Origin of the sequence: Bradyrhizobium sp. 138 (genome assembly GCF_023074075.1) — a bacterium.
Classification (GTDB): Bacteria; Pseudomonadota; Alphaproteobacteria; order Rhizobiales; family Xanthobacteraceae; genus Bradyrhizobium.
Genome location: NZ_JADPKT010000003.1, coordinates 602,540 through 628,367, shown reverse-complemented (window position 1 = coordinate 628,367; position 25,828 = coordinate 602,540). Strand labels below are relative to the sequence as shown.

Genomic DNA, 25,828 nt, shown 5'->3' with positions numbered 1-25,828 from the left:
CTTGAGCAGAGGCCACGATGAAGGTTTTCAAATGGGATGACGATCTGGCTGTGGTTCTTCCCCAAGAGCTGATCGACCGGCTCGCGCTCAAGGAAGGTGACGAAATCGAGATCGTCGCCTCCGTCGAAAGCGCGACCGTTGCCGAGACCAAGTATCAGGGTGATGGTCCGCGCGAAGAAGATCCGCCGCGCTGAATCCTGGCTTCCGTCCATTCCCCGCTCTCGGCCTGCCAAGGCTCTCGTTCCGCTAACCCATTGATCCGGCTCGCCCCCTCTACTGTGCATGGGGTTGTTTTCGACATTTGTACAGAATGCCCGCATGGGGTTGGCAACTTGTAAGAGGTTCTTACACGTTGCCTCGCCGCCCTTCGCTTTCTTCTTCGAATAATCAAAATTTCTCTTTACCCGAACCTCGACACACCCTATGCTCCCTTCCAACTCATCCCATGGTAAGGGACGGATCGCGATCGTCAGGGTTCGTGGGGTGAGGGGCGGTGGACGCGGGCGGCGTTGGCGCCAGATGCGGTCGCAGGGCGGGTAGTCCCCGTGAGCGATCAGCGGGCGCGTGTACGACGATGTCGAACGCGTACGGCAAAATCGTGTGGTCGTGACGCCCGCATATCTGGCGTCAAGTCTTGCGGCGGTGCGCGGGTCCAACCGGACCTGTGCATCCGATGAAAGCCGCAGGGCGACGGTGGCAACAGAGAATCGACTCACCGGCGAGAGCGCGACATAAGCCGTTTCAACCACTGCGCAGGGAAGGCCGGGCATTCGGTCGCACCTGTTTCTCCCCTGTGAGCGACTATGACGCACTCATGCACAGGGGTCTTGCGGGTGCCAGCCGGTGCCCGGTCTTCCCTGCGCCCTTCCACTTCGAAGGGTGCCGAGACCTCAGCAAAACCCGGGCGCAACGCGCCGCGGGATCGCGAATGGCTGCCGGTGAGCGATAACAAGCAATGCCTCGCCGTTCGAGGCAGGCGAGAAGCCAGAGCGTGATGAGATCAGGTTTGATCGCTACAACGGAGGTGCGCTCCCTCTCCCGCTTGCGGGAGAGGGCTGGGGAGAGGGTGTTTCCGCAACGGGACAATCCCCTAGAGGAGAAAGCCCTCTCCCGGCGCGCGGGACGATGCTTCGCATCGCCCGGACGCGCCGACCTCTCCCGCAAGCGGGAGAGGTGAACGAGCCGCGGCAACCGACTCAATCCAAAGGCATTCAGTCTAGCCTCGCATCCGCACCGCGGTGGCATCGACCACGTTGTCGACCTCCTCGCGCCAGCTCAAAATCTCCATGGCGAGCACGGGGTGATTGAAACCCTTGAGCTGGAGATCGTCGAGGGCGCGGGCCTCGACGAAAGGCTCGACGATGCCAAAGACGCGGCGGCTGACCACGATCTGGTTGGGCTTGGCCTCGCCGCAGAGGCGCGAGGCGAGGTTGGTGACGCTGCCGATCGCGGCATATTCCAGCCGCTGCTCGAAGCCGACCTGGCCGAGCGTGGCATAGCCGACCGCAATGCCGATGCCGAAGCCGAGGCTGTGCCCGCGGTTGCGCCAGCGCTCGGTCAAGGGGCCGATGGTGTCGCGCATCTCCACCGCCATCTTCACGGCGCGCCTGGTGTGGTCCTCGAACTGGATCGGCGCGTTGAATAGGATCATCACGCCGTCGCCGGCATATTTGTCGAGCGTGCCCTCATATTTGAAGATCAGCTTGCCGAGCGCGGCGTGATATTCGCGCAGCACGTTCATCGCCTCTTCCGGCTCGGTCGCCTCCGTGAACGCGGTGAAGCCGCGCAGATCGCAGAACACCACGGTCACCTCGCGGCGCTGGCTGGTGAGCAACCCTTCCGGGCTGTCGGACGACGCGATCAGCTGCGCCACCTGCGGCGCCAGGAAGCGCTCGAGCTTGCGGATGCGCTCGATCTCGCCGAGCTGGGTCTTGACGCGCTCCTCCAGCGACTTGTTCCAGTCCTTGAGCTGCTCGGTCTGCTGCTTGAGCTTGTCGGCCTGGGCACGCACGGTCTCGCTCGCCGCCTCCAGCTCGCGGCCCTTGTGATCGACCTCGCTGAACAGGCGCGCATTGCGCATCGCCAGCACCGCCTGGTTGGCGAAGGTGCGCATCAGGCCGATGATGCTGGGCGCGAACTCGCCACTGGGACGGCGCAGCACCACCAGCGAGCCGAGCGTGCCCTGCTGATCGACCAGCGGCACGACCAGCACCGAATTGAAGCCGGCCGCGGTCGCGACCTCGCGCAGCGGCTGCTCGGCGGCTTGATCGAGATCGGCCAACGCGATCGGCTCGCCGCTTCTGGCGGCATCGCTCAGAATGTTGTCGCCTTCCTCGATGGTGACATGGGCGCCGTCGGCGGATTTGTCGATGCCATCAGCCTCGACCAGATTGAAGCTGTGCCGCTCGGCGTCGAAGCCGTAGATCAGCACCGCGTCGGCATGGGTGATCTCGATCGCGCGCGCGGCGATCGTCGGCAGCACGGCGTCGAGATCGAGCGAGGAGGCGACGGCGCGGCCGACCTCCTCGAGCACCTTCAGCTCGTTGATCGACTGCGCGAGATCACGGGTACGCTCCTCGACCTTGGTCTCCAGGTTCGAATAGGTCTCCTGGATCTGGCCGGCCATGCGGTTGAACTGGCCGGCGAGGTCTTCCAGCTCGTCGGAGGTGCGCACTTCGATGCGGTGGCTGAAATCGCCCTCGCCGAGCAGTTGCGCGCCGTCGCGCAGCGCCGTGATCGGGATGATCATGCGGCGGGCGAGCAGCGTGCCGGCGAGGATTGCGACCATAAGGCCCATTCCGATCAGCAGCGCGATGCGCACCAGCTGGTCGCGGATCGGCATCAGGGCCTGCGTGGTCGGCTGCTCGAACAGCACGCTCCAGCCGAGCTTCGGCACGATGCTCGCGGCGCTCATCACCGCATGGCCGTTGAAGTCGGTGCCCGATGTATCGGGCTCGTGGCCGGGCGCGATCGCGGCCGCGACCTGCGGCAGCTTCGACAAATCCTTGCCGACATCGGGCCCTTTCGACGACGTCGCCAGCACACGGCCGCGCGGATCGACCACATAGGCGAAGGCGGCCTTGCCGACCTGCGCGTCCGACAGGAAGTCGGAGAGGAAGCCGAGATCGATCTCCGCGACGGTGACGCCGGCATTGAAGCCGGAATGCGCCACCGAGATCGACATCAACGGCGTCCGGTCGGCGAACCAGGCCGGCGCATAGCTGACGCCGCGGGCGACGGTCTCGGTGAAGCGCATGTCGCGGGAGAGGTCGGCATTGCTGCCGGTCGTGGTCGACTGGCGCGAGACGCGCAGCACCTCGCGGCCCTCGCCGTTGAGCTGGAACAGCTGGTTGACGACCGAGACCTGGTGCAGCAGCGAAGCGTAATCGGCACGGCGCTTCTCGAGCGTGTCCTGGCTCGCCCGCGTCACCCAGCTGATCTGGCGGTCGAGCTCCGAGATCGACTGCTCGATCCGCCGCGCCGCGGCTTGCGCCTTGTCCTCCAGGCCGTCGGTCAGCTGCGTCCTGGTGGCGCGGTAGGAGATCCAGGTCTCCATCGCGCCGTTGACGGCGAGGACGAACACGACGAGGCCGACGAGGGAGACGACGTATTTGGCGAACAGGCCCTCGCGCAGAAACCGTCTCTTGTCGTTCGCTCCTGCCATCCCGATCCTCTCGCGCCGCCATCGACGCCGGCGCTGCGGGCCGTCGGCCCTTCGGGACCGTTCTATCACAATTTGGGCCAAACGACCGCCGCGCGGCCTTCGGACCGGCCGGCGTGGTTACTCCCTGTGGACGTGTAGGGATTGCCGTGGAATCCAGCCGCCCAGTCCGCCGATCACCGGTTGAAGAGTTGCCGCAGCACGTCGTTCATTGGCTGACTGTCCTGCTGCGCGACCGGCGGGTCCTCGAGGGCTGGAGCCGCAGGCGAGGCCTGCGGGGACGGTGTGGACGGCGTTGCCGGCAGGCTGCGGCTGCGGCCGCCGCCTGGCGCGGTGCCGGTGCTGCTTCCCGCGCCACTGGAAAGTCCCTGCTGGATCAGATTGCCGATCGCCTCCCCGAGCGGACCGCCGAGCAGATTGTTCTGGCCCGGCTGCTGGGCCTGCGGATTGGCATTGCCGGCCGCATTGCCGCTGCCCGGCGCATTGGCTCCGCCGAGACCGAGGCTGCCCAGGATATTGCCGAGGCCGGCGCCGTCAGGGCCGAACAGGCCCTTGCCCATCTCGCGCAGCTTGGCATAGGCGGCATCCGGATTGTCCAGCATGCCGGCCATGTCAGGGTAGATCCGCGGCTGCGACCAAGAGCCCTGGATCATCACGGGAATGCCGAAGCCGACCGGCTCATTGGCGCGGCCCTGGCCTTCGGTCGTCATCACCAGCTTCGGCTCGACGCGAAAACCCATCATCTTGGTGTCGAGCGCGATGGTGCCGGCGCCGGTGACGCGCACCAGCGGCCCGATCAGATTGAGATCGGTCGTCACCGCCTGACCCTTGTCGATGCGGAAGGAGGCCGAGAGCTGCGACAGATCCGTGCTCTGCTCCTGGTTGCCGTTCTGGTTGCTGTTCTGGTTGTCTTGCCAGCCGGAGAGCGTGCCCGATGTCAGCGAGCGGATCATCTGCGCGACGTTGATGCCGCGGATGGCGCCGTCCTGGAAATTGACGAAGGCGGTGCCCTGCATGTTCGCCATCAGCGCGCGCTGGCTGGTGCCGGCGCTGCGCAGAGCGAGCTTGGCCTGCAGCTTGCCGTCGATGCGGTCGAATTCGGCAAGGCCCTGCAGCAGCGGCAGCGCCCGCACGCCGACGAGGTCGGAATGCATGGCAAAGCTCGGCGCGCCGGTGGTCGCATCCAGGATCACCTCGCCCGAGACCTGGCCGCCATAGGCGCCGAGATTGGCGGTGCCGGCCTTCAGCACGCCGCCGGCGAGCTTGCCATCGAGCGCCAGCGGTGCGATGCGCGCATCGCCGATCACGGCCTCGCTTGCGGAGATCCTCACCTGCGCATCGACATAATTGAGCCCGGACACGTCGATCGGCGCATCGCTCCAGGGCTGCCCGGCCGTGCCCTGGGGCGATTTCGCCAGCGGAATCGTCAGCCGCTGGAAGTCGAGGTCGAGCTTGACCAGGGGCTTGCTGGCGATGTCGACCGAAGCCCAGCCGTTGAAGGCGCCGTCGCCGAGCTTGCCATTCACGCCGTTGATCATCACGACATCGCCGCTCATCCGCATCTCGGCATGACCGGTGAGTTGAGACTTCAGCACATCGGGCATGTCGATGGCGAAATCCACCGGGATCGTCGGCCGGTCGGCCGGCGGCGCCGGCGTCGTCGCCTTGATGTCGAACTTGGTCGGGTGGTCGCCGACCCGCGCGGTGCCGGTGATATTGACCTTGCGGTCGCGCCCGACGGTCGCGTCGGCGTTGATGGCGCTGATGCGGCCCTCGACACGGTCGCGCATGCGGGAGAATGCGACCTCGCCGTCGGTGACCGTGACGCGGTCGATGGTCGCGCCACCTGCGTCGAGTGCGAGGGGCGGCTTCGAGGAGGCTGCCGCATTCGGCAGCCGCTCGCGCAGCAGCGGCTGGTAGAGCACGGGATGGGTGACGACGAGCTCGCTGATCTCGGGGCGGCCCGACCACACGCTGGAGAGCGACATGTCGGCCTGCACGCTGTCGATGGTCAGGCGCGTGATGCCGCTGCGATCCCTGGGGTCGGCCAGCGTCAGATCGTTCAGGGTGACGTTCAGCGTCGGCCACAGGCTGATCCTGGTGGTTCCGTCGACCGACAGGCGATAGCCCGTCGCACTCTCGACGCGCGAGGCGATCGTCGAGGTCAGGAAGCCCGAAGGGATCCCGACCACCAGCAGGAGGGCGATCACGATAATGACGGCGACCAAAGCCGCGCCGGCGAATTTCACTGTTCTCATCTCGACTTTCCAGCGACGGACGATCGGCGTCCAATCCCGCCGGCTGACCATCCTTTGCGCCTGAGTTTATCCCCGGACGGGAAGCGGCTCCAAGCGCGTAAAAATAAGTCAGGGGTGCTGCAAAGTTATGTGACTTATGACACACTTCCCCGGCGCGGTTTTACGCGATCCTGATGTTGATGGTTTCAAGCGATTTGCCAAGGAAACTGACCGGACGTTCACAAGGACATTGAAATGAGCAAGCAGGCCGAATTTGCGGTCATTCTGAAGATGAACGCGATGTTCGCGGATCTCGGTGCAGACGAGCTCCAGCGGCTGTCCAACCTCTGTCACACCCAGCATCTGGGGAACGGCGAGGTGCTGTTCCAGAAGGGCGATCCCGGGGACGCGCTGTTCGGCGTGCGCCGCGGCCAGGTCCGCATCGAGACCGGCGCCTCCGACGGCAGCCGGCTGACGCTCAATTTCATGGGACCGGGCGACCTGTTCGGCGAAGTCGCGGTGCTCGACGGCCAGAATCGCACCGCGGATGCGACCGCGGGCGAGGCCAGCGAATTGTTCGTGCTGCGGCGCGAGGATTTTCTCAGCTTCCTCGAACGCGAGCCGAAGGTCGCGATCAAGATCATCGCGCTGTTGTGCCAGCGCATCCGCTGGCAGAGCGAGCGCATGGAAGAATCCATGCTGCAGCCGCTGCCGGTGCGCCTGGCGCGGCGGCTCTGCGCCCTCGCCGCCGATTTCGGCTCCGAGGTGCACATCTCTCAGGAGCAGCTCGGCGTCTTCGTCGGCGCCGCCCGCGAGAGCGTCAACCGCCAGCTGCAGGCCTGGCGCAAGGAAGCGATTCTTGATCTGCAGCGCGGCCGGATATTGCTGCGGAACATGACCAAGCTGACGGCGATCGCGCGGAACGAGTAGGGAAGCGGCTAGGCTGCTTCCGGCACGTAGTGCAGTGTCAGCAACTCGGATCGTAGACACGGGGCGACGGCGTATGGTCGGCCATCGTCGTCACTGAATTCGACAAGCACCGTCTTGTCGTCGAGCTCTTCGACAATCGTGCCGACGTTTCCCCGCGCTAACCGTTGCTCGGGAAGGTTTGCCAGCAATGCGACGACGTCCAGGGCGCGCGGAGTCCGATCTTGCTTGTTGTTCACTGCACTCATCATAGCACCCAACAGGTGACGAATGTCGGCCGGTCGTCGCCGGCCCGTATGATCCCCTGCGCTCGAACCCTACTCCGCCGCTGGACGAGCGATATTCTTTGGAGCTGGCCCCGCTTCCGCCGTCGCGGCTGCGTGATGACCCGTCGTCTCGGTGTCCTCGCTGTGGACGATCAGCCGCTTGGCGAAGCGCCAGATGAGGGCGCCGAAATCGTCCATCACCATGAACATCGCGGGCACGAACACCAGCGACAGGATGGTCGAGAAGATCAGGCCGCCGATCACCGCGAGCGCCATCGGCGAGCGGAATTCGCCGCCGGCGCCGACCGCGAGCGCGCTCGGCATCATGCCCGCGGCCATCGCGATCGTGGTCATCACGATCGGGCGGGCGCGCTTCATGCCGGCGTCGATCATGGCCTCGTCGCGCGGCTTGCCGGCGCGGATGGCCTCGATGGCGAATTCCACCAGCATGATCGCGTTCTTGGTGACGATGCCCATCAGCATCAAGATGCCGATCCACACCGGCGTGGTGAGCTGCTTGCCGGTGAGGAGCAGGGCCGCGATCGCGCCGCCGATCGAGAGCGGCAGCGAGAACAGGATCGTGATCGGCTGCAGGAAGGTGCCGAACAGCAGCACCAGTACCGCGTAGACCATCATCAAGCCCGCCGTGATCGCGGTGGCAAAGCCGTCGGACAGTTCGTTCAGGCTCTCGGCATCACCGGAGGGGGAGACCTTCACGCCCTTCGGCCGGCTCTTCATCACCGGCAGGTCGTAGATCTTCTTGGTGGCGTCGCCGAGCGCGGCGGAGCCGACGAGGTCGGCGGCGACGGTGGCCTGCCGCTCACGATCATAGCGGTTGATGCTGGTCGGACCCTGGTCGAGCTTGACGTCGGCGATGACCGAGAGCGGCACGCCGCCCTTTTCGCCGTGCTCGCCGAGCGGCACGCGCAACTGTTCCAGCGTCTTCAGATTGCCGCGCGCGGCGTCCTCGAGCTGCACGCGGATCGGCACCAGCCGGTCGCCGACGTCGAATTTGGCGAGCGCGGGTCCGACATCGCCGATGGTGGCGACGCGGATGGTCTGCGACAGGCTTTCGGTCGAGACGCCGAGCCGCGCGGCGAGATCCGCGCGCGGTTCGACGCGCAGCTCGGGCCGCTCCAGCGTGGTTTCCGAGATCACGTTGGAGATGGTCGGAATCCGCTTCATCTGCGTCGCGAGCTCGCTCGCGAAATTGTTGACGATGTTGGCGTCGGCGCCGGTCACGACCAGCGAGATGGCGCGCAGACCGTTCTCGTCGAGGAACCAGAAGCGGATGTCTGGAATGTTCTCCAGCTCCTGGCTGATCGAGAACTCGAGCTCGCGCTGGGTGATGTCGCGGCTGTCCTTGGGCGTGTAGTTGATGATCAAAGCGGCGCGCCGGACTTCCTGGGTTCCGGGTGGAACGCGCCCGCCGTCAACGAAGATGCTCTTCACCTCAGGCCGCTTGCGCAGGCGCGCGACGATGTCTTCGGTGACCTTTTCGGTGTAGGCGAGCTGGGTGCCCGGCGGCAGCTCGAGCGCGAGCAGCGAGCGCGAGCTGTCTTGCGCCGGCAGAAAGCCCTGCGGCAGCAGCGTGATGCTCCAGATCGAGGCGGCGAACACGCCGAAGCCGACCAGCACCGTGATGAAATAGTGCTTCACCGACCAGGCCACGATCCTGTGATAGGACCGCAGCACGCGGCCGGGCGGCGGCTCTTCGTGATGGCCATGCTTGAGGAAGTAGGCGGCGAGCACCGGCGTGACGAAGCGCGCCGCGAGCAGCGAGAAGAAGACCTGCACCGAGACGGTGATGCCGAACTGCTTGAAGAATTGTCCGGCGATGCCCGACATGAAGCTTGCGGGCGCGAAGATTGCGATGATGGTCAGCGAGATCGCGATCACCGCGAGGCCGATCTCGTCGGCGGCTTCCAGGGCGGCACGATAGGGCGATTTGCCCATGTTCATGTGCCGAACGATGTTTTCGATCTCGACGATGGCGTCGTCGACCAGGATGCCCGTCGACAGCGTGATGGCGAGGAAGCTGACGAGGTTCAGCGAGAAGCCGAGGAGGTCCATCGCCCAGAATGCCGGGAAGATCGACAACGGCAGCGAGATCGCGGCGATGATGGTGGCGCGCAGGTCCCGCAGGAACAGCAACACGATGACGACGGCGAGGATGGCGCCCTCGAACAGGGTCGAGATCGCCGCGTGGTAATTGCCGTTGGTGTATTCGACCGAGGTGTCGATCACCTTCAGGTCGACGTCGGGATAGGCAGCCTTGAGCGCGTCGACGCGCTTCTGCACGGCCTCGGCCACCTTCACGTCGCTGGCGCCCTTGGAACGCTTGATGCCGAGTGCGACGATCGGCTCGCCGTTGAAGCGGGCGAAGGTGCGGCGGTCGGCGATGGTGTCGGTGACGGTGCCGAGATCGTCGAGTCGGACCTCGCCGCCGCCGAACAGCGGGATCATGGTGCCGGCGAGGTCGCTCAGCGTCTTGGCGCCCGCGAGCGTGCGGATCGCCTGATCGTTCTTGCCGATCTCGGCGCGGCCGCCGGCGACGTCGACATTGGTGCCGCGCAGGCTCTGGCTGACATTGACCGCGGTCAGCCCCATCGCCTGCAGCCGGTCGGGATCGAGCGAAACCAGGATCTCGCGCTCGACACCGCCGATGCGCTCGACCTGGGCGACGCCGCGCACGCCCTGCAGCGCGCGCTTGACCACGTCGTCGACGAAATAGGAGAGCTGCTCCGGGGTCTTGCCGGGCGAGATCGCGGCATAGGTGACGATCGGCAGGCCGATGACGTCGACGCGCTGGATCAGCGGCTCGGTGACATTCTGCGGCAGGTTCGACCGCACGCGCGTCACCGCATCCTTGACGTCGTTGAGCGCGCGGTCGGTGTTGGTCTCCAGCGCGAACTGGATCGTGGTGACCGAGACGCCGTCGGTGATCTGCGAGGTGATGTGCCGCACGCCCTCGACGCCGGAGACGGCGTCTTCGACCGTCTTGGTCACCTGCGATTCGAGCTCGGCGGGCGCCGCGCCGAACTGCGAGACCACGACCGAGATCACGGGAATATCGGCCGAAGGCAGCCGCGTCACCGCGAGCTTGGTGAAAGACACCCAGCCGAGAATCAGCAGGATGATCGAGAAGACGACCGACGGCAGCGGATTACGGATCGACCAAGCCGAGATATTGAGAGCCATCAGCGTACCCGCGTGCGATCGAGTTCATCGGCGAACATGGTCTTGATCTGGTCGCCGTCATGGAGCGAAGAGCCGGCGTCGGCCACGACGATTTCGCCGACGTCGAGGCCTTCCAGGATTTCCGTCGCGCTGTCGGACGACAGTCCGACCCGCACCTTGCGCGTCTCGATCGTGTTGCCCTTGACGACCTGAATGGTGAGATGGTCGATCGCGGTCTTGGGGATCGAGACGCCGCAGCTTCGCTTGGCGTCGATCGAGGCACGGGCGAACACGCCGACCTTCAGCGAGGGATTGTTGGTGACGCTGATGCGGACGCGCCCGAGCTGCGTGGCGCGGTCGATCTCGGGCGCAACCAGCCGGACCCGGCCGATCAGATCGGGCGCGTCGTCGCGGCTGATGCGCACGGTAGCGCCGGAGCTGAGCTTGGGCATGTGCACCGCCGGGACCTGAGCATCGAGCTCGATCTCGCTGTTGACCGCGATGCGGAACATCGGGCCTGCCTGCGGGGATGCGGGCGCGCCGACGATGGTGCGGACTTCGGTGATGAGGCCGGGCGCAGGTGCCTTCAGCGAGACCGGGCCTTGCGGGCCGGGTCGCTGCGGCTGGCCCGGAATCTGCGGCGGCGCGGTCAGGCGCGCCAGCTCCTGGTTGTCGGCGACGACGGTGCCCTCGGTGACGAAGAGATCGGTGACCCTGGATCCCTCCTGGTCGGCGATGACGACCGCCTCGCGGCGCGGCACGAAGAAGCCGGTCACCCGTACCAGGTCGGAGAAGCAGGCATTGGTCGACTTCGTCACGATGACGAGCGCTTCGCTTTGCGTCTCCTTCGGCTCGGGACGCTTGCGATGCTCGAACAGATAATAGCCGACGCCGAGCGCGACGACGAACACGACGGTGCCGGCCGGCTTGAGATATTCGGAGAGATTCATCGCCGGATCATCCTGGCCTGGCTCACGGCCGTCCGCGCGAGGCCCATGAAAAGCGTTTCCCTGAAACAAAGCGGCGTCCCGCAAGGCTGCGAGACGCGCGTTGGAAGCGAGACTTTACACCACATCACGACTTGTCACTGCAAAGGATTACGTCGTGCTCACTTCGATGCGGTGGTCTTGTTTTCCATATTGACGACCTGCACGCGGCGGTTGGCCTCCGCCATCGGCTGGCTCGGGTCCTTCAGCTTGCTCTTGCCGTAGCCGACGGTGACGAGATCGGTTGCGGAGATGCTGTATTTCTCGACGAGGTAGCGCTTGATCGAATCCGCGCGGCGCTCCGACAGGTCCTGGTTATAGGCCTCGCCGCCGGCGGCGTCGGTGTGGCCGGCGACCACGAAGGTCGAGCCCTTCAGGTCGGGGCTGGTCAGCGCGCGGCCGAGCGCCTGCACGGAGGGCATCGATTTGGCGCTGATATTGGCCGAGTTGTAGTCGAAGGTGATTTCGAGATCGATGTTCGGCTTGTCCTTGGCAACTGAGGCGATTTCCTCGCGCTCGGTCGAGGACAGCGAGCGCGTCGAGCGGCCGCGAACGGACTGGATCAGCTTGGTCTCCGCCGCGTTCGGCGCGGGATCGGCCTGCGGGGCGATCGAGAGGCCGCGGGTCAGGGGCTTCTTCGGCGCCGGCGCCAGCGCGCGGACGATCTCGTCCTCGGTGACGTTCTTGCTGTTGCTTTCTTCTCCGGCGAAAGCGGACGAGATCGGCAGCAGCGACAGAGCGGCGCCGATGGTGATGATCGACAGGATCGCGGTCAGTCCCTTTGCAGCCAATTTCATAGCCAGTCCCTCCTGCGCAGCCAGCTTGCGTGCTTCCAAATTCCAGCAACAGCCCTCGGAAACGACCCGTTGCGGCATCCGCCCATTGGTCTTCCCAGGGCGGTTCAAGGTTCGAGGCTTCGACCGCCTCAATTCAAAAAAATACTAGCGCACTCCGTAGCTTGCGAACTCCTGAACGATGTTCGGATCCATCGCCTTGGCATTGGCAATATCGAGTGCCCCTTCCTGGGCGGAGCCATTGCGCTGCTTGGCGAGGCCGCGTCCATAGAGCGAGGAGGTCAGGCGCGGATTGATCTTCAGGGCCGCATCGAAATCGGCGATGGCATTCTTGACCGCGCCCGATTTGAGGTTGACGAGCCCCCGGCTATCCAGCGCGTCGACGAAGTTCGGCCGCAGCCGCAGGGCCTCGTTGCAATCCTTCAGCGCGCCCTGGAGATCGCCGACCACGGTGCGGGTCCAGCAGCGGTTGTTCAGCGCCTCGACGTCCTTCGAATTGATGCGAAGCGTGTCGTCGAAATCCTTGATGGCGAGATTGTAGGCGCCTTTGCTGGCATAGACCTGGCCACGCCGGTACAGCGCGTTCACGTCATCCGGGTTGGCGGCGATCTTGGAGGTCAGGCTCTTGATCGTGGGGTCGTCGGCCAGGACGGCAGCACTCGGCCCACTGTCCGTGCTCGGGGCTGGAGCCGGATCAATCGGTTTCACGGGCGGTGGCGGCGGGGGCAGGGCCGCCTCGATCTGCGGCCTCGGCGTGGGGGCCGGCGCGGGTGCAGGTGGCGGAGCGGGCGCGGGTGCAGCAGCGGTATCGGCCGGCTTCTGCGGCGGAGGCGGTGTCGGTGGCGCGGGCGGTGCCGGCGGCGGGTTGTTGGCGACGACCGGCGGCGGCGCCGGAGGCGCAGGCGGCGTGGCCGGTGCCGGACGCGATCCGCCGGCTCCCGGGCTGAACGAGAAATCTTCGGCCAATGAAGAGGATATCCACGGCACCTGCTCGCCGCGGGAAGCGCGGGTGACGCCCATCTTGGTCCGGTTCAGCGTCTCCTCGGCCATCAGGTCGGGGACACGGATTTCCTTGAGGAGCTCCTGGACGAACAGGCTGTGATCGCCGCCGGCGTCCGAGACCACCGAGGCCAGCGCCGCCGAATACATCACCAGCGTGCCGTTCGGTGCGATGACCGGGGTCAGGCCGGCCGAGAAGCTGCGGAACCGGCGCTCGAACGGGTTCCGCCTGGAGGCGTCGATCAGCGCGATCTTCACGCCGGCGCCGCGGGTGTTGAGCTCGCCGAGGACGGTCTCGAGGCTGAAACCGTCGCGGCGCACGTCGGATTCGGTCCAGATCTGCGCATCGATCGGTAGCATGTAGCTCTGGCGCGCCGACTGGATGCCGAAGCCGCTGAAGAACACCAGCGCCACCGATCCCGGCTTGATCTTGCCGTAGAGCTTGTCGAAGGCGCGGCGCATGCCGTCGCCGGTCAGATTCTCGCCGGTCTCGACCGCAAAGCCGTCGCGCTTGAGCTCATCGGCGATGTCGCGCGCATCGTTGATCGGTTCCTTCAACGGGGCATCCGCGTCCGGATATTTGGCATTGCCGATGACCAACGCAAAACGGTCGCCGGCCGCAAGCGATGGGGCGGTCGGGACGAGCGAGACGAGCAAGGGCAGAAGAAAAAAGAAGCGAATTTTCATAATCAGCGCGGTCCAGCCAAAAAGGCGCCGTTCCCAGCTTGCGCCGCGGCGACCTTAACTTACGCTTCCTGCATTATCAAACCGGGGACGGGGGGCGTCAACCACTTGGAGATTCGGCGTTATCGCGACGATTGACCGCAACGTCCGGGCGTGCCGCAAGGGGAATAAACGGGGTGTCATGATTGTGCTCGATGCGATCCGGCTTGATTCTACCGGCGGCACGTTAGGGCCCCCATGGCGACCAAAATGTGATTGGTCTCACTTTGAAGCCTGCTGCGTCGCGCCCCGGGGGCGTTTGACCTTTGCAGCGGACGATGGCTTGCTGCGCAGGATCGTCCCGAAAGACCCACTCAGAAAAGCAAGCAAAAATCATGGGAAACGCCTACGAGATCTACGCCCTGCGTTATGCGACGATGTCGCCGCGCACCCCCAGCATGAACTTCCTTCAGCCCGACCCGCATGACAGCGCGGCGCAGGACCTCGACTATTTCGTCTGGCTGATCCGCGGGGGCGGCCGCGACATTCTGGTCGACACCGGCTTCAATGCCGAGGAGGCCAGCGCGCGGGCGCGCAAGCTGACGCTCAATCCGGTCGATGCGCTGGAGCGCTTTGGCGTCGCGGCCTCGAGCATTCGCGACATCATCGTCACGCATCTGCATTACGACCACGCCGGCAATCTCGACCGCTTCCCGAATGCGCGCTTCCATCTGCAGGAGCGCGAGATGGCTTACGCGACCGGCCGCTGCATGTGCAACGGCCTGCTGCGCCATCCGTTCTCGGTCGAGCACGTCACCCAGATGGTGCGTCACGTCTATGGCGAGCGCGTCACTTTCTATTCCGGCGACGGCGAGGTCGCGCCCGGCGTCACGGTGCATCGCGTCGGCGGCCATTCCGACGGCTTGCAGGTGGTCAAGGTCGAAACCGCGCGCGGGCCGGTGGTGCTGGCGTCCGACGCCGCGCATTACTACGCCAATCTGCAACGGCGCAGCCCGTTCCCGATCGTCTACAATGTCGGCGACATGGCGGTGGGCTGGGAGACGATCGAGCGCCTCGCCGGCCATCCTGATCGATTCATTCCCGGCCACGATCCTGTTGTGACCGAGATCTATCCGCGCGCCAGCGACAAGGTCGATGCCTGGGCGCTGCATCTGCCGCCGTCGCGGTCGTTTGCGAAATAGTTGACCCTCATCCTGAGGGCGCGCTCTTCGCGCGCGTCTCGAAGGATGAAGGCCGGGATGCTGCAGCGGGGCCTTCATGGTTCGAGACGGCGCTTCGCGCCTCCTCACCATGAGGGTAGAGAGTTCAATACGCCTGCTTGGCGTCGGCCTCTTCGCTGGTCTGGATCAAATCGAGGCTCTGCTCGATCTTGCCGAGTAGCATCGAGAGCTGCTTGCGCTCCTGCGGGGAGAGGCAGGCGAGGATCTCATCCTCCCGCCGCAGCAATTGCGGGAATAGCTCTTCGTAGAGCGCGCGGCCCTTCTTGGTCAGTTGCAGGCGGAATTCGCGGCGGTCGGCTTCGTTCTCGACCCGCTCGATCAGGTCCTCATTGAGCAGCGTGGTCACCGCGCGGCTGATGGTCGATTTGTGCGTGCGGGTGCATTGCGCGATGTACTGCGCGCTGCAGGCATCAACGCGGAACCCGAGCGTGGCGATCACGCGCCAGGCCGGAATGTCGAGACCATGCCGTTCCTGATATTCGACCGAGAGCGCGGAACTGACTTCGGCCGCAAGCCGGTTGAGGCGGAACGGGACGAATTTGAACAGGTCGAGCCGTGCCTTTGGCCGCGCGGAAGCCTCCTCGGCTTCGCGGGCCTTCACTGCGATATCGCCAGATGTCCTCGCCAAGGAGCGCGCTCCGAATTCCAGTTGACGGCCGACCGGCTCCGGTCCAAAATAGTTGCACGTGAGACTATCTAGCAGATCAGTCTTCTCCTGACCAGAGCCGGGGTTCGTGTATGGCGCAGGCCAAGACACATGAGGTCAAGACGCATCAGGCCAAAGCCCAGTTCGGCTACCGCCGCCATCCCGACCAGGACCGCGCCGCCCAAAGCCCGGCCGAGCATCCGGTCGTGGTTGTCGGCGCCGGTCCGGTGGGGCTGTCGCTCGCGATCGATCTCGCCCAGCGCGGCCAGCGCGTCGTGCTTCTGGATGACGCCGATCGCATCGGCGAGGGCTCCCGCGCGATCTGCTTCTCGAAGAGGTCGCTGGAATATTGGGACCGGCTCGGCGTCGGCGACCGCATGGTCGCCAAGGGCGTGGTGTGGAGCGTCGGCCGTATCTTCCACGGGGACTCCCAGCTCTACCAGTTCAACCTCCTGCCCGAGGACGGCCACAAGCGGCCCGCCTTCATCAACCTGCAGCAATATTACGCCGAGGCCTATCTGGTCGATCGCATCCAGGATCTGCCCGAGATCGACCTGCGCTGGCGCAACAAGGTGACGGCGCTGGAGCAGCGCAACGACGGCGTGGCGCTGACGATCGAGACGCCGGAAGGCGCCTATCGGCTGCATGCGCAATATGTGATCGCCTGTGACGGCGCGCGCTCCTCGCTGCGGCAGATGGTCGGCGCCGAGTTCGCGGGACAGGTGTTCGAGGACCAGTTCCTGATCGCCGACGTCAAGATGACCGCGGAATTCCCGACCGAGCGCTGGTTCTGGTTCGATCCGCCGTTCCATGCCGGACGCTCGGCGCTGCTGCACCGGCAGCCCGACGACGTCTGGCGCATCGATCTCCAGCTCAATCGTTCCGCCGACCCCGTCGTCGAGAAGAAGCCGGAGAACGTGCGGCCGCGGATCGCGCGCATGCTCGGTCACGACAATTTCGCGTTCGAGTGGATCTCGCTGTACAAATTCCAATGCCGGCGGATGGACCGCTTCATCCATGGCCGCGCGATCTTCGCCGGCGACTCCGCACATCAGGTCTCGCCGTTCGGGGCGCGCGGCGCCAACTCCGGACTCGAGGACGCCGAAAATCTGTCCTGGAAGCTCGACCGCGTGCTGCGGGGCACTTCGCCCGCGAGCCTGCTCGAGAGCTATCATGCTGAGCGTAGCATGGCGGCCGACGAGAATATCCGCGAGTCCACGCGCTCGACCGACTTCATGGCGCCGAACTCGCATCAGGAAGCGCGGCTGCGCAAGGCGGTGCTGTCGCTCGCCAAGGAGACCGAGTTCGGCAAGCGCATGGTCAATGGCGGCCGGCTCTCGGTGCCGTGCAGCTACGATTCGCCGTTGTCGTCACCGGATGCGGAAGCCTGGCGCGGCGGACCTTCTCCCGGCTGCTCCATGCTCGATGCGCCGATTGCCGAGCAAACCTATCTGACGGATGCATTCCGCGAGGGTGGAACGGACTTCACCCTGCTGTCGTTCAGCAATGGCGCGGCGATCGCGGCGCCCGACGGGGTGAAGGAGATCCGCATCGGCGGTGGACTTGCCGATCCCGCGGGCCTCGTCGCAAAGCGCTATGACGCCGAGCCGGGTACCGCCTATCTGCTCCGGCCCGACGGCTATGTCGCGGCGCGCTTTCGCCATCCGACACGCGAGTCGATTGCGGCTGCGTTGTCGCGGGCGCAAGGTTTGAATTGAGGTTTTCATGCCGCTGTCCACCAGCTCCAACTTCGCGCGACCTGACGATGCCTTCCGTGCCATCGCCGAGGCGCATCGTGGTCTCACGGAGGAGCAGAGCGCCGATCTGGACGCGGCGCTGGTGTTGATCCTCGCCAACCATATCGGCGACATCGACGTGTTGCGCGAGGCGATCACCCTCGCCAGGCGCCGCATGATCGACGGCCAGCAGCAGCAACAGCAACAACAATAAACCTGTAAGGACGAATTGATGGCGAAGAACTTCGCATCCACCGGCGACCTCTCCGAGAAGACAATCACCTTCTCCGAGATCGGCACCGATCTCTATGCCTTCACCGCCGAGGGCGATCCGAACACCGCCATCATCGTCGGCGACGATAGCTGCCTGGTATTCGACGCGCAGGCAACGCCCGCGATGGCGAACAAGGTGATCGAGCGCGTACGCGCCGTCACCGACAAGCCGATCAAATATGTCGTGCTGTCGCATTATCACGCGGTGCGCGTGCTGGGCGCTTCCGCCTACAAGGCGCAAGGCATCGTCGCCTCGCAGGAGACCTACCGGCTGATCGAGGAACGCGGCAAGCAGGATTGGGATTCCGAATATGGCCGCTTCCCGCGCCTGTTCCAGGATGCGCAGAGCATCCCGGGCCTGACCTGGCCGACCCTGACCTTCGAAGGCGAGATGTCGATCTATCTCGGCAAGCGCGAGGTGCGGCTGATGCAGCTCGGCGCCGGCCACACCTCTGGCGACATCGTCGCCTGGGTGCCTGATGCCGAGGTAATGTTCTCCGGCGACCTCATCGAATATCACTCGGCCTGCTATTGCGGCGATGCGCATTTGCGCGAATGGCCGCTGACGCTGAACGAGATCCGCAACTTCAATCCCAAGGCGATCGCGCCGGGGCGCGGTGACGCGCTGAAGGGCACGGCCACCGTGCGCGAAGCCATCGCGATGACGCGCGACTTCGTCACCTCGCTCTATGGCGCGGCCGAAATCTCGGTTGCCAAGGGGCGCACGCTGAAGGAGACGATGGCGGCAACGCGCGAGGTGATGGATCCGAAATTTAACAGCTTCGCCATCTACGAGCACTGCCTGCCGTTCAACGTGTCGCGCGCCTTCGACGAAGCGTCGGGGATCGACGATCCCGTGATCTGGACCGACAAGCGCGACCAGGACATGTGGGCGGCCCTGCAAGGAGGAGGATCATCATGAACATCAACACCTCGCCTGATCAGATCATCCGCAGCTCGGCCCAGGTCACGCCGGGCTACATGTCCGGCTTCGGCAACAGCTTTGAGACCGAGGCGCTGCCGGGCGCGCTGCCGATCGGGCGCAACTCGCCGCAGCGCTGCGCTTACGGCCTCTATGCCGAGCAACTCTCGGGCTCGCCCTTCACCGCACCCCGCGGCAGCAATGAGCGCTCCTGGCTCTACCGCATCCGCCCCTCGGTGAAACATTCGGGGCGTTTCGAGAAGGTCGATGCCGGCCTGTGGCGTTCGGCGCCGTGTCATGAATATGATTTGCCGATCGCGCAGATGCGCTGGGACCCGACGCCGCTGCCGAAGGATGACGTGACCTTCGTCCAGGGCGTGCAGACCATGACGACGGCGGGGGATGTGAACACGCAGGCCGGCATGGCCGCGCACGTCTACCTCATCACCAAATCGATGGTGGACCAGCATTTCTACAATGCCGACGGCGAGCTGATGTTCGTGCTGCAGCAGGGCAATCTTCGTATCGTGACCGAGTTCGGCCGCATCGACGCCGAGCCCGGCGAGATCGTGGTGATCCCGCGCGGCGTCAAGTTCCGCGTCGAGATTCCGAACGGGCCGGCCCGCGGCTATCTCTGCGAGAATTACGGCGGCGCGTTCACGCTGCCGGAGCGGGGACCGATCGGCGCCAATTGCCTCGCCAATGCGCGCGACTTCCTCACGCCGGTTGCGCATTACGAGGACAAGGACACGCCGACCGAGCTCTACGTGAAGTGGGGCGGCGCGCTGTTCAAGACCAATTTGCCGCATTCGCCGATCGACGTCGTCGCCTGGCACGGCAATTACGCGCCCTACAAATACGATCTGCGCACCTTCTCGCCGATCGGTGCGATCGGCTTCGATCATCCCGATCCCTCGATCTTCACGGTGCTGACCTCGCCGTCGGAGACCGCGGGCACGGCGAATATCGACTTCGTCATCTTCCCGGAACGCTGGATGGTCGCGGAAAACACCTTCCGCCCGCCCTGGTATCACATGAACATCATGAGCGAGTTCATGGGCCTGATTTACGGCGTCTATGATGCCAAGCCGCAAGGCTTCGTTCCCGGCGGCATCAGCCTGCACAATTGCATGCTGCCGCACGGCCCCGATCGCGACGCCTTCGAGCATGCCAGCAACGGCGAATTGAAGCCGGTGAAGCTGACCGGCACCATGGCCTTCATGTTCGAGACCCGCTATCCGCAGCGCGTCACCGCGCATGCGGCGAAGGCCTCGACGCTGCAGGACGATTACGCCGATTGCTGGAAGGGCCTGGAGAAGCGGTTCGATCCGAGCAAGCCGTAGCTTTTTCGATCGTCATTCCGGGGCGATGCGGAGCATCGAACTCCGGTGCGCAATTGCGCACCTGAGGTCTGGTCCTTCGGACCATCCCGGAATGACGGAAAAATCATTGGAGACTTGTGTGCCCCATCCCAACGACCCCAGCCTGCGCTCCTTCATCGAGGTCGATGCCGCCTCCGACTTCCCGATCCAGAACCTGCCCTATGGCGTGTTCTCGACCGCGGCCAATCCAACCCCGCGCGTTGGTGTCGCGATCGGCAATTGCGTGCTCGATCTCTGGGAGCTCGAGCAGGATTCGCGGCTCGATGTCGGCCCGCTCGGCGTGTTCGCTGGCGCCTCGCTAAACCCGTTCATGGCGCTGGGGCCGAAGATCTGGAGCAAAACTCGCGCACGGATCGGCGAACTCCTGCGGGCGGATCATCCCGAGCTGCGTGACAATGAGAAGCTGCGTAAGGCCGCGCTGGTGCCGATGCGCGATGCGAAGCTGCACATGCCCTTCACCGTCTCCGGCTACACCGATTTCTATTCCTCGATGGAGCACGCCACCAATGTCGGCGTGATGTTCCGCGGCAAGGACAATGCGTTGCAGCCGAACTGGCTGCACATGCCGATCGCCTATAACGGCCGCGCCTCCACGGTCGTGGTCTCCGGCACCAAGGTGGAACGGCCGCGCGGGCAGCTGAAGCCGCCGAATGTCGAACTGCCGAGTTTTGCGCCGTGCAAGCGGCTCGATTTCGAGCTGGAGATGGGCGTGGTGGTCGGCCAGCCCTCAGCCATGGGCGGCATGCTCACAGAGCAACAGGCCGAAGAGATGATCTTCGGCTTCGTGCTGCTCAACGACTGGAGCGCGCGCGACATCCAGCAATGGGAATATGTCCCGCTCGGCCCGTTCCTTGCCAAGGCGTTCGCGACCTCGATCAGTCCGTGGGTGGTGACGCGCGAGGCGCTGGAGCCGTTCCGCCTGAAGGGGCCGGAGCAGCAGCCGGTGCCGCTCGACTATCTCAAGCAGGCGAAACCGCAGAACTACGACGTCGAACTCGACGTCTCCCTGCGCGCCGCCGGCGCCAACGCGCCCGCCAGCATCAGCCGCACCAATTTCAAATACATGTACTGGTCCTCGGTGCAGCAGCTCATGCACCACGCCTCAAGCGGCTGCGCCATGAATGTCGGCGATCTCTTAGGCAGCGGCACCATCTCCGGCCCGGAGAAGAACCAGCGCGGCAGCCTGCTGGAGATCAGCTGGAACGGCACCGAGCCGGTCGAGCTGCCGGGCGGGGTGAAACGGTCGTTCCTGGAAGACGGCGACAGCCTCGTCATGCGCGGCTGGTGCCAGGGCAACGGCTATCGCGTCGGTTTCGGTGAGGTCGAGGGGACGGTTGTGGCGGTGGAGTAGCTGCGCGCCCGGTGCCGTAGGGTGAGCAAAGCGACTTGTCCGCCGTAGCTCGAAGAGCGAAGGCGGAAGCGTGTCCACGATTTCGTTACGATGGAGAGAGAACGTGGGCACGGCGCAAGGGCGCCTTTGCCCACCCTACGAGACCTATCGTTTGTCTGGCGGCACGTCGCGTATCCGCGCGCAATGCGCCGCGACGTCCTCCACGCTGTACTTCAAATGCACGCGCTTGTCTGACGGTACCTGCTTGGTCGTGCACACACCTGGCCGCCATTCCTGCGTGGGGCGGATCGGGCGTGGCGCGAAACCGCCGCCGCAATTCGGACAGACGTTGGAGAGCTTCGTCTCCACGCAATCCGCACAGAACGTGCATTCATAGGAGCAGATCCGCGCATCTGTTGCACCAGGCGGCAGGTCGCGGTCGCAATATTCGCAGTTCGGTCGAAGCTGGAGGGCCATGGCAGAATCTCCGGATTGGTCGGGATCATCGCAGATCGCCTAGCCAGCGCGAATGCCGTAGTTCCCTCGATTTCAGCCGGCCTTGACTTCCTTGAGCGGCAGCTTTGAGCTTTCCTTCAGCCGATCCAGCACGATCGAGGAGCGCACATGCGCGACGCTCTGGTGCGGCATCAAGACGTCGTTGACGAGGTTGGAGAGGCCCTTGAGATCGCGCAGCACCGCCTTCAGCACGTAATCGGCATCGCCAGTGAGCGAATAGGCCTCCTGGATTTCGTCGATGCGATTGACCAGGGCGCGAAACCGCTTCGAATTATCTGGCGAATGAGTCGCAAGCCCGACCTGGATGAAGGCGATCACGCCGAAGCCGAGCGCCTCGCTGGAGAGATCGGCGTGATAACCCGCGATCACCTTCTCCTCCTCCAGCCGCATGCGCCGGCGCGAGCATTGCGAGGCGGAGAGGCCCGCGAGGTCGGCGAGCTCCTGATTGGTGAGGCGGCCGTCATCCTGAAGCGCGGTCAGGATCTTGAGGTCGAAGGCGTCAACCGATATCATGCGTCATCTATCAATTTCATGCACGGATCGTGCATAAGATAGCCAAAAGCCGTCCTGTTTGCACGCTCATTGCAGCCGCCATGAAGGATAATTCCTCCCAGCAGCAATTTGGGAGAGTAGCCAATGGGACCGTTTCCGCACGATGCGCCGCCTGCCACTGTCAGCGCCGACAATCCGATGGGGACCGACGGCTTCGAGTTCGTCGAATATGCCCACCCCAATCCGGGCGAGTTGCACGCGCTCTTCAAGCTGATGGGCTATGCGCCCGTCGCGCGCCACAAGAGCAAGAAGATCACGGTCTATCGCCAGGGCGATATCAATTATCTCGTCAATGAGGAGCCCGGCACCCACGGCACCGAGTTCGTCGCCGCGCACGGCCCCTGCGCGCCCTCGATGGCGTTCCGCGTCGTCGATGCGAAGGCGGCTTATGAGCGCGCGATTTCGCTCGGCGCCGAGCCGGCCGATGTGTCGTCGGCCCAGAAGACGCTCGATGTGCCCGCGATCAAGGGCATCGGCGGCAGCCTGCTCTATCTGGTCGATCGCTACGGCGCCAAGGGCTCGGCCTATGATGCCGAATTCGAATGGCTGGGCGCGCGCGACCCGCGGCCGGTCGGCGCCGGCCTGTTCTATCTCGACCACCTCACCCACAACGTCCATCGCGGCCGCATGGATGTCTGGGCCGGCTTCTACGAGAAGCTTTTCAACTTCCGCCAGATCCGCTTCTTCGACATCGAGGGTCGCGCCTCCGGCCTGTTCTCGCGCGCGCTGACCAGCCCGGACGGCAAGATCCGGATTCCGATCAATGAGGACGCCGGCGAGTCCGGCCAGATCGAGGAATATCTGAAGACCTATCGTGGCGAAGGCATCCAGCACATCGCCTGCGGCTGCCGCGATATCTACCGCACCATCGAAGACCTGCGTGAGGCCGGCCTGCCGTTCATGCCGCCGCCGCCCGACACTTATTTCGAGAAGATCGATACGCGCCTGCCCAAGCATGGCGAGGACCTCGCGCGCCTCCAGAAGAACGGCATCCTGATCGACGGCGAGGGCGTGGTCGAGGGCGGCCAGACCAAGGTGCTGCTGCAGATCTTCTCGGCGAACGCCATCGGCCCGATCTTCTTCGAATTCATCCAGCGCAAGGGCGACGACGGGTTCGGCGAGGGCAATTTCAAGGCCCTGTTCGAATCGATCGAGGAGGATCAGATCCGGCGCGGGGTGCTGAAGGTGGACGCGGCGTAGGTCGCCGCGGTCACTCACGCTGCCGTCGGGTGGGCAAAGCGCAAGCGTGCCCACCACCTTTATCAAATTGCGGGGAGAATGTGGCACGGCGCAAGCGCGCCTTTGCCCACCCTACGGATTCGCGCGTGGGACTACTTCCCTGCCTTCCACGCAGCCATCACCGCCCCGATCTCCGCGCCCTCCGGCTCGCGTACTGCCGACGGTGTGCGCGAGAAACGCGGCGCGGGGGCGGGCTGTTTCACGCCGTGACGTTCGACGAAGACGTTGCGCGCGACCATGTGCGGATGCTGCGTGGCCTCCGACATGGTCAGCACCGGCGCGAAGCAGATGTCGGTGCCTTCCATGATCTTGCACCAGTCCTCGCGCGTCTTGCTCTTGAACACCGCCTTGAGCTTCTCCTTCAGCGCCGGCCAGGCGTTGCGGTCCATCTGCGCGTCGAAATCGGCGTCCGTCAGGCCCGCATGCTCGCGAAGCAGCGCGTAGAACTGCGGCTCGATCGAGCCGATCGAAATGAAGTGCCCGCAGGCGCATTCATAGACACCGTAGAAATGCGCGCCGCCGTCGAGGAAGTTCTGGTTGCGCCCTTCGGTCCAGCGTCCCATCGTGGTCATGTCGAAGAAGAACGACATCAGCGAGGCCGCGCCGTCGCACATCGCGGCATCGACGACCTGGCCCTTGCCGGACTTTGATGCTTCCAGCAGCGCGGCGAGCACGCCGACGACGAGATAGAGCGCGCCGCCGCCGAAATCACCGACCAGATTGAGCGGCGGCACCGGCGCGTCCTTCGTGCCGATGGCGGCGAGCGCACCGGTGATGGAGATGTAATTGATGTCGTGGCCGGCCGCGTTCGCCAGCGGGCCTTCCTGGCCCCAGCCGGTCATGCGGCCGTAGACCAGCTTCGGGTTGCGTGCGAGCACGACATCGGGCCCGAGGCCGAGCCGCTCCATCACGCCGGGACGGAAGCCTTCGACCAGCGCGTCGGCGCTGGCGAGCAGGTCGAGCACCTGTGCGATCGCTGCCTTGTCCTTGAGGTCGAGCTCGATCACCTTGCGGCCGCGCCCCGCCACCGACTTCATGCTCTTCTTGGCGCCGACGCGGTCGAGCGTGACGACTTCGGCGCCCATGTCGGCCAGCATCATGCAGGCGAACGGGCCGGGCCCGATGCCGGCGAATTCGACGATGCGGAAGCCCGAGAGCGGGCCGGAGGTGCGGATGGTCGAGGTGGGGGCTGGTTTGTCGAGCACGTTGTTGTTTCCTCGGGTCGCGGGCGGATGCCGGTGGTGCGGCAATCACCTCTGACATTGCTCTTTGGGGCGAGTTAATTGGCTGATTAACTTTTCTCGCCTTCGCACCAGCGAGGCAAGCGGTTTTCATGCCGCATGGGCAAAATAAAACGGCGCGCACCGAAGTGCGCGCCGCGGAAAATTTGTGTCGAGACGCTAAAGCGCAACCGCGCTTTAGTGTCTTTTGAGCATGATCTGGTCGGAAAACCGCTTCACACTTTTCCGGATCATGCTCAGCTCGCGGCAGCGACCGCGCGTTGCGCCATCACCTTGACCAGATTAGCCCGGTACTCGGCGGTGCCGTGGATGTCGGCCAGCAATCCGCTTGCCGAAATGCTGACGCTGTCGATCGCCGATGGCGACCAGTTCGCCTTCAGCGCGGCTTCGATCGCGGGCACCCGCATCACACCGCTCTGCGAGGCGCCTGTGGCGGCCACCCGAACCTCACCCGATTTGGTCTGCGCGACGAACACGCCGGTCAAGGCGAAACGCGACGCCGGATGCCGCATCTTCTCATAGCCTGCCTTCGCCGGCACCGGGAACGACACGGCTGTGATGATCTCGCCGTCTTCGAGCGCCGTCGAGAACAGGCCCTGGAAGAAGTCCTCCGCCGCAATCGACCGCTTGTTGGTTTTGACGGTGGCGCCGAGCGCGAGCAGCGCGGCGGGGAAATCCGCCGCGGGATCGTTGTTGGCGATCGAGCCGCCGATCGTGCCGCGATAGCGTACCGCGGGATCGCCGAGCACCGAGGTGAGATAGGCGATCGCGGGAATCGCCTTCTTCACATCGGCGTTCGTCATGATGTCGTAATAGGTCGTGGCGGCCTTGATGGTCAAAGTGTCGCCTGACAGCTCGACGCCCTGCAACTCCTTGATCTTGCCGAGGTCGATGACATCAGACGGACTGGCGAGGCGCTGCTTCATGACCGGCAACAGCGTCTGGCCGCCGGCGAGGAATTTCGCCTCGCTGCTCTTGCCGAACAGGCTGACGGCTTCGTCGACCGAGGAAGCGCGATGATAAGTGGTCTGGTACAT

21 protein-coding genes are annotated in these 25,828 nt (G+C 64.8%); 9 read left to right on the top strand and 12 right to left on the bottom strand.

All coding sequences use genetic code 11. The annotated features are described in order from the left end of the window. The first annotated feature begins 17 nt into the window (after positions 1–17). Positions 18–194, top strand: a complete 177-nt coding sequence (locus IVA79_RS03895; RefSeq protein WP_247550460.1) for an AbrB/MazE/SpoVT family DNA-binding domain-containing protein — start codon at positions 18–20, stop codon at positions 192–194. 1,022 nt (positions 195–1,216) lie between these two features. On the opposite strand, the gene IVA79_RS03890 is transcribed toward IVA79_RS03895, so the two are convergent. Beyond that, positions 1,217–3,664, bottom strand: coding sequence for an adenylate/guanylate cyclase domain-containing protein (locus IVA79_RS03890; protein ID WP_247550459.1), 2,448 nt, complete (start codon positions 3,662–3,664; stop codon positions 1,217–1,219). A 173-nt stretch (positions 3,665–3,837) separates the two neighbouring features. Beyond that, entirely contained in the window at positions 3,838–5,919 is a 2,082-nt protein-coding gene (locus IVA79_RS03885) for an AsmA family protein (RefSeq protein ID WP_247550457.1), read from the bottom strand. A 234-nt stretch (positions 5,920–6,153) separates the two neighbouring features. Here IVA79_RS03885 and IVA79_RS03880 point away from each other — a divergent pair, with 234 nt between their 5' ends. Next, complete coding sequence (locus IVA79_RS03880) at positions 6,154–6,828, top strand: Crp/Fnr family transcriptional regulator (RefSeq protein ID WP_247550456.1); 675 nt, start codon at positions 6,154–6,156, stop codon at positions 6,826–6,828. Positions 6,829–6,836: 8 nt separating this feature from the next. On the opposite strand, the gene IVA79_RS03875 is transcribed toward IVA79_RS03880, so the two are convergent. From IVA79_RS03875 to IVA79_RS03855, 5 genes are all read right to left on the bottom strand, one after another. Next, positions 6,837–7,064 carry a DUF4926 domain-containing protein gene (locus IVA79_RS03875; RefSeq protein ID WP_247550455.1) on the bottom strand — a complete coding sequence of 76 codons (228 nt, stop codon included), beginning with the start codon at positions 7,062–7,064 and terminating at the stop codon, positions 6,837–6,839. 78 nt (positions 7,065–7,142) lie between these two features. Next, on the bottom strand, positions 7,143–10,292 hold the full coding sequence (locus tag IVA79_RS03870; RefSeq protein WP_247550454.1) for an efflux RND transporter permease subunit: 3,150 nt from the start codon (positions 10,290–10,292) through the stop codon (positions 7,143–7,145). Next, positions 10,292–11,221 carry an efflux RND transporter periplasmic adaptor subunit gene (locus IVA79_RS03865; RefSeq protein WP_247550447.1) on the bottom strand — a complete coding sequence of 310 codons (930 nt, stop codon included), beginning with the start codon at positions 11,219–11,221 and terminating at the stop codon, positions 10,292–10,294. The genes IVA79_RS03870 and IVA79_RS03865 overlap by 1 nt, the downstream gene beginning before the upstream one ends. Positions 11,222–11,379: 158 nt before the next feature. Beyond that, positions 11,380–12,054: an OmpA family protein gene (locus IVA79_RS03860; protein WP_247550446.1), complete on the bottom strand. Its 675-nt coding sequence runs from the start codon at positions 12,052–12,054 to the stop codon at positions 11,380–11,382. A gap of 144 nt (positions 12,055–12,198) precedes the next feature. After that, positions 12,199–13,737, bottom strand: coding sequence for a caspase family protein (locus IVA79_RS03855; protein WP_247550445.1), 1,539 nt, complete (start codon positions 13,735–13,737; stop codon positions 12,199–12,201). A gap of 371 nt (positions 13,738–14,108) precedes the next feature. On the opposite strand from IVA79_RS03855, the gene IVA79_RS03850 reads away from it, so the two are divergent. Then, the gene (locus tag IVA79_RS03850; RefSeq protein ID WP_247550444.1) at positions 14,109–14,915 is read left to right on the top strand and encodes an N-acyl homoserine lactonase family protein; all 807 of its coding nucleotides are present in this window, start codon (positions 14,109–14,111) and stop codon (positions 14,913–14,915) included. A gap of 124 nt (positions 14,916–15,039) precedes the next feature. On the opposite strand, the gene IVA79_RS03845 is transcribed toward IVA79_RS03850, so the two are convergent. Next, complete coding sequence (locus IVA79_RS03845) at positions 15,040–15,582, bottom strand: MarR family transcriptional regulator (protein WP_247550443.1); 543 nt, start codon at positions 15,580–15,582, stop codon at positions 15,040–15,042. A gap of 110 nt (positions 15,583–15,692) precedes the next feature. Here IVA79_RS03845 and IVA79_RS03840 point away from each other — a divergent pair, with 110 nt between their 5' ends. The 5 genes from IVA79_RS03840 to fahA all read left to right on the top strand — a co-directional run bounded on the left by IVA79_RS03840 (position 15,693) and on the right by fahA (position 21,264). Then, the gene (locus IVA79_RS03840) at positions 15,693–17,318 is read left to right on the top strand and encodes an FAD-dependent oxidoreductase (protein WP_247550442.1); all 1,626 of its coding nucleotides are present in this window, start codon (positions 15,693–15,695) and stop codon (positions 17,316–17,318) included. Positions 17,319–17,325: 7 nt separating this feature from the next. Further along, complete coding sequence (locus IVA79_RS03835) at positions 17,326–17,550, top strand: DUF2783 domain-containing protein (protein ID WP_247550441.1); 225 nt, start codon at positions 17,326–17,328, stop codon at positions 17,548–17,550. 18 nt (positions 17,551–17,568) lie between these two features. Further along, positions 17,569–18,531 (top strand): MBL fold metallo-hydrolase, encoded by a 963-nt coding sequence (locus tag IVA79_RS03830; protein WP_247550440.1) that lies wholly within the window; start codon positions 17,569–17,571, stop codon positions 18,529–18,531. Continuing rightward, the gene (gene hmgA / locus IVA79_RS03825) at positions 18,528–19,874 is read left to right on the top strand and encodes a homogentisate 1,2-dioxygenase (RefSeq protein ID WP_247550439.1); all 1,347 of its coding nucleotides are present in this window, start codon (positions 18,528–18,530) and stop codon (positions 19,872–19,874) included. Before IVA79_RS03830 ends, hmgA begins: the two co-directional genes overlap by 4 nt. Positions 19,875–19,992: 118 nt before the next feature. Further along, positions 19,993–21,264 carry a fumarylacetoacetase gene (fahA, locus tag IVA79_RS03820; protein ID WP_247550437.1) on the top strand — a complete coding sequence of 424 codons (1,272 nt, stop codon included), beginning with the start codon at positions 19,993–19,995 and terminating at the stop codon, positions 21,262–21,264. 144 nt (positions 21,265–21,408) lie between these two features. Here fahA and IVA79_RS03815 read toward each other — a convergent pair whose 3' ends face one another. Further along, positions 21,409–21,720 carry a DUF1272 domain-containing protein gene (locus IVA79_RS03815; RefSeq protein ID WP_247550436.1) on the bottom strand — a complete coding sequence of 104 codons (312 nt, stop codon included), beginning with the start codon at positions 21,718–21,720 and terminating at the stop codon, positions 21,409–21,411. 72 nt (positions 21,721–21,792) lie between these two features. Beyond that, entirely contained in the window at positions 21,793–22,272 is a 480-nt protein-coding gene (locus tag IVA79_RS03810) for an Lrp/AsnC family transcriptional regulator (RefSeq protein ID WP_247550435.1), read from the bottom strand. A gap of 123 nt (positions 22,273–22,395) precedes the next feature. On the opposite strand from IVA79_RS03810, the gene hppD reads away from it, so the two are divergent. Further along, positions 22,396–23,511 carry a 4-hydroxyphenylpyruvate dioxygenase gene (gene hppD, locus IVA79_RS03805; RefSeq protein ID WP_247550434.1) on the top strand — a complete coding sequence of 372 codons (1,116 nt, stop codon included), beginning with the start codon at positions 22,396–22,398 and terminating at the stop codon, positions 23,509–23,511. Between the two features lie 131 nt (positions 23,512–23,642). Here the strand turns inward: hppD and IVA79_RS03800 are convergent, their stop codons facing one another. Both IVA79_RS03800 and IVA79_RS03795 read right to left on the bottom strand, forming a co-directional pair. Further along, positions 23,643–24,755: a CaiB/BaiF CoA-transferase family protein gene (locus IVA79_RS03800; RefSeq protein ID WP_247550433.1), complete on the bottom strand. Its 1,113-nt coding sequence runs from the start codon at positions 24,753–24,755 to the stop codon at positions 23,643–23,645. Positions 24,756–25,027: 272 nt separating this feature from the next. After that, complete coding sequence (locus IVA79_RS03795) at positions 25,028–25,828, bottom strand: xanthine dehydrogenase family protein subunit M (RefSeq protein WP_247550432.1); 801 nt, start codon at positions 25,826–25,828, stop codon at positions 25,028–25,030.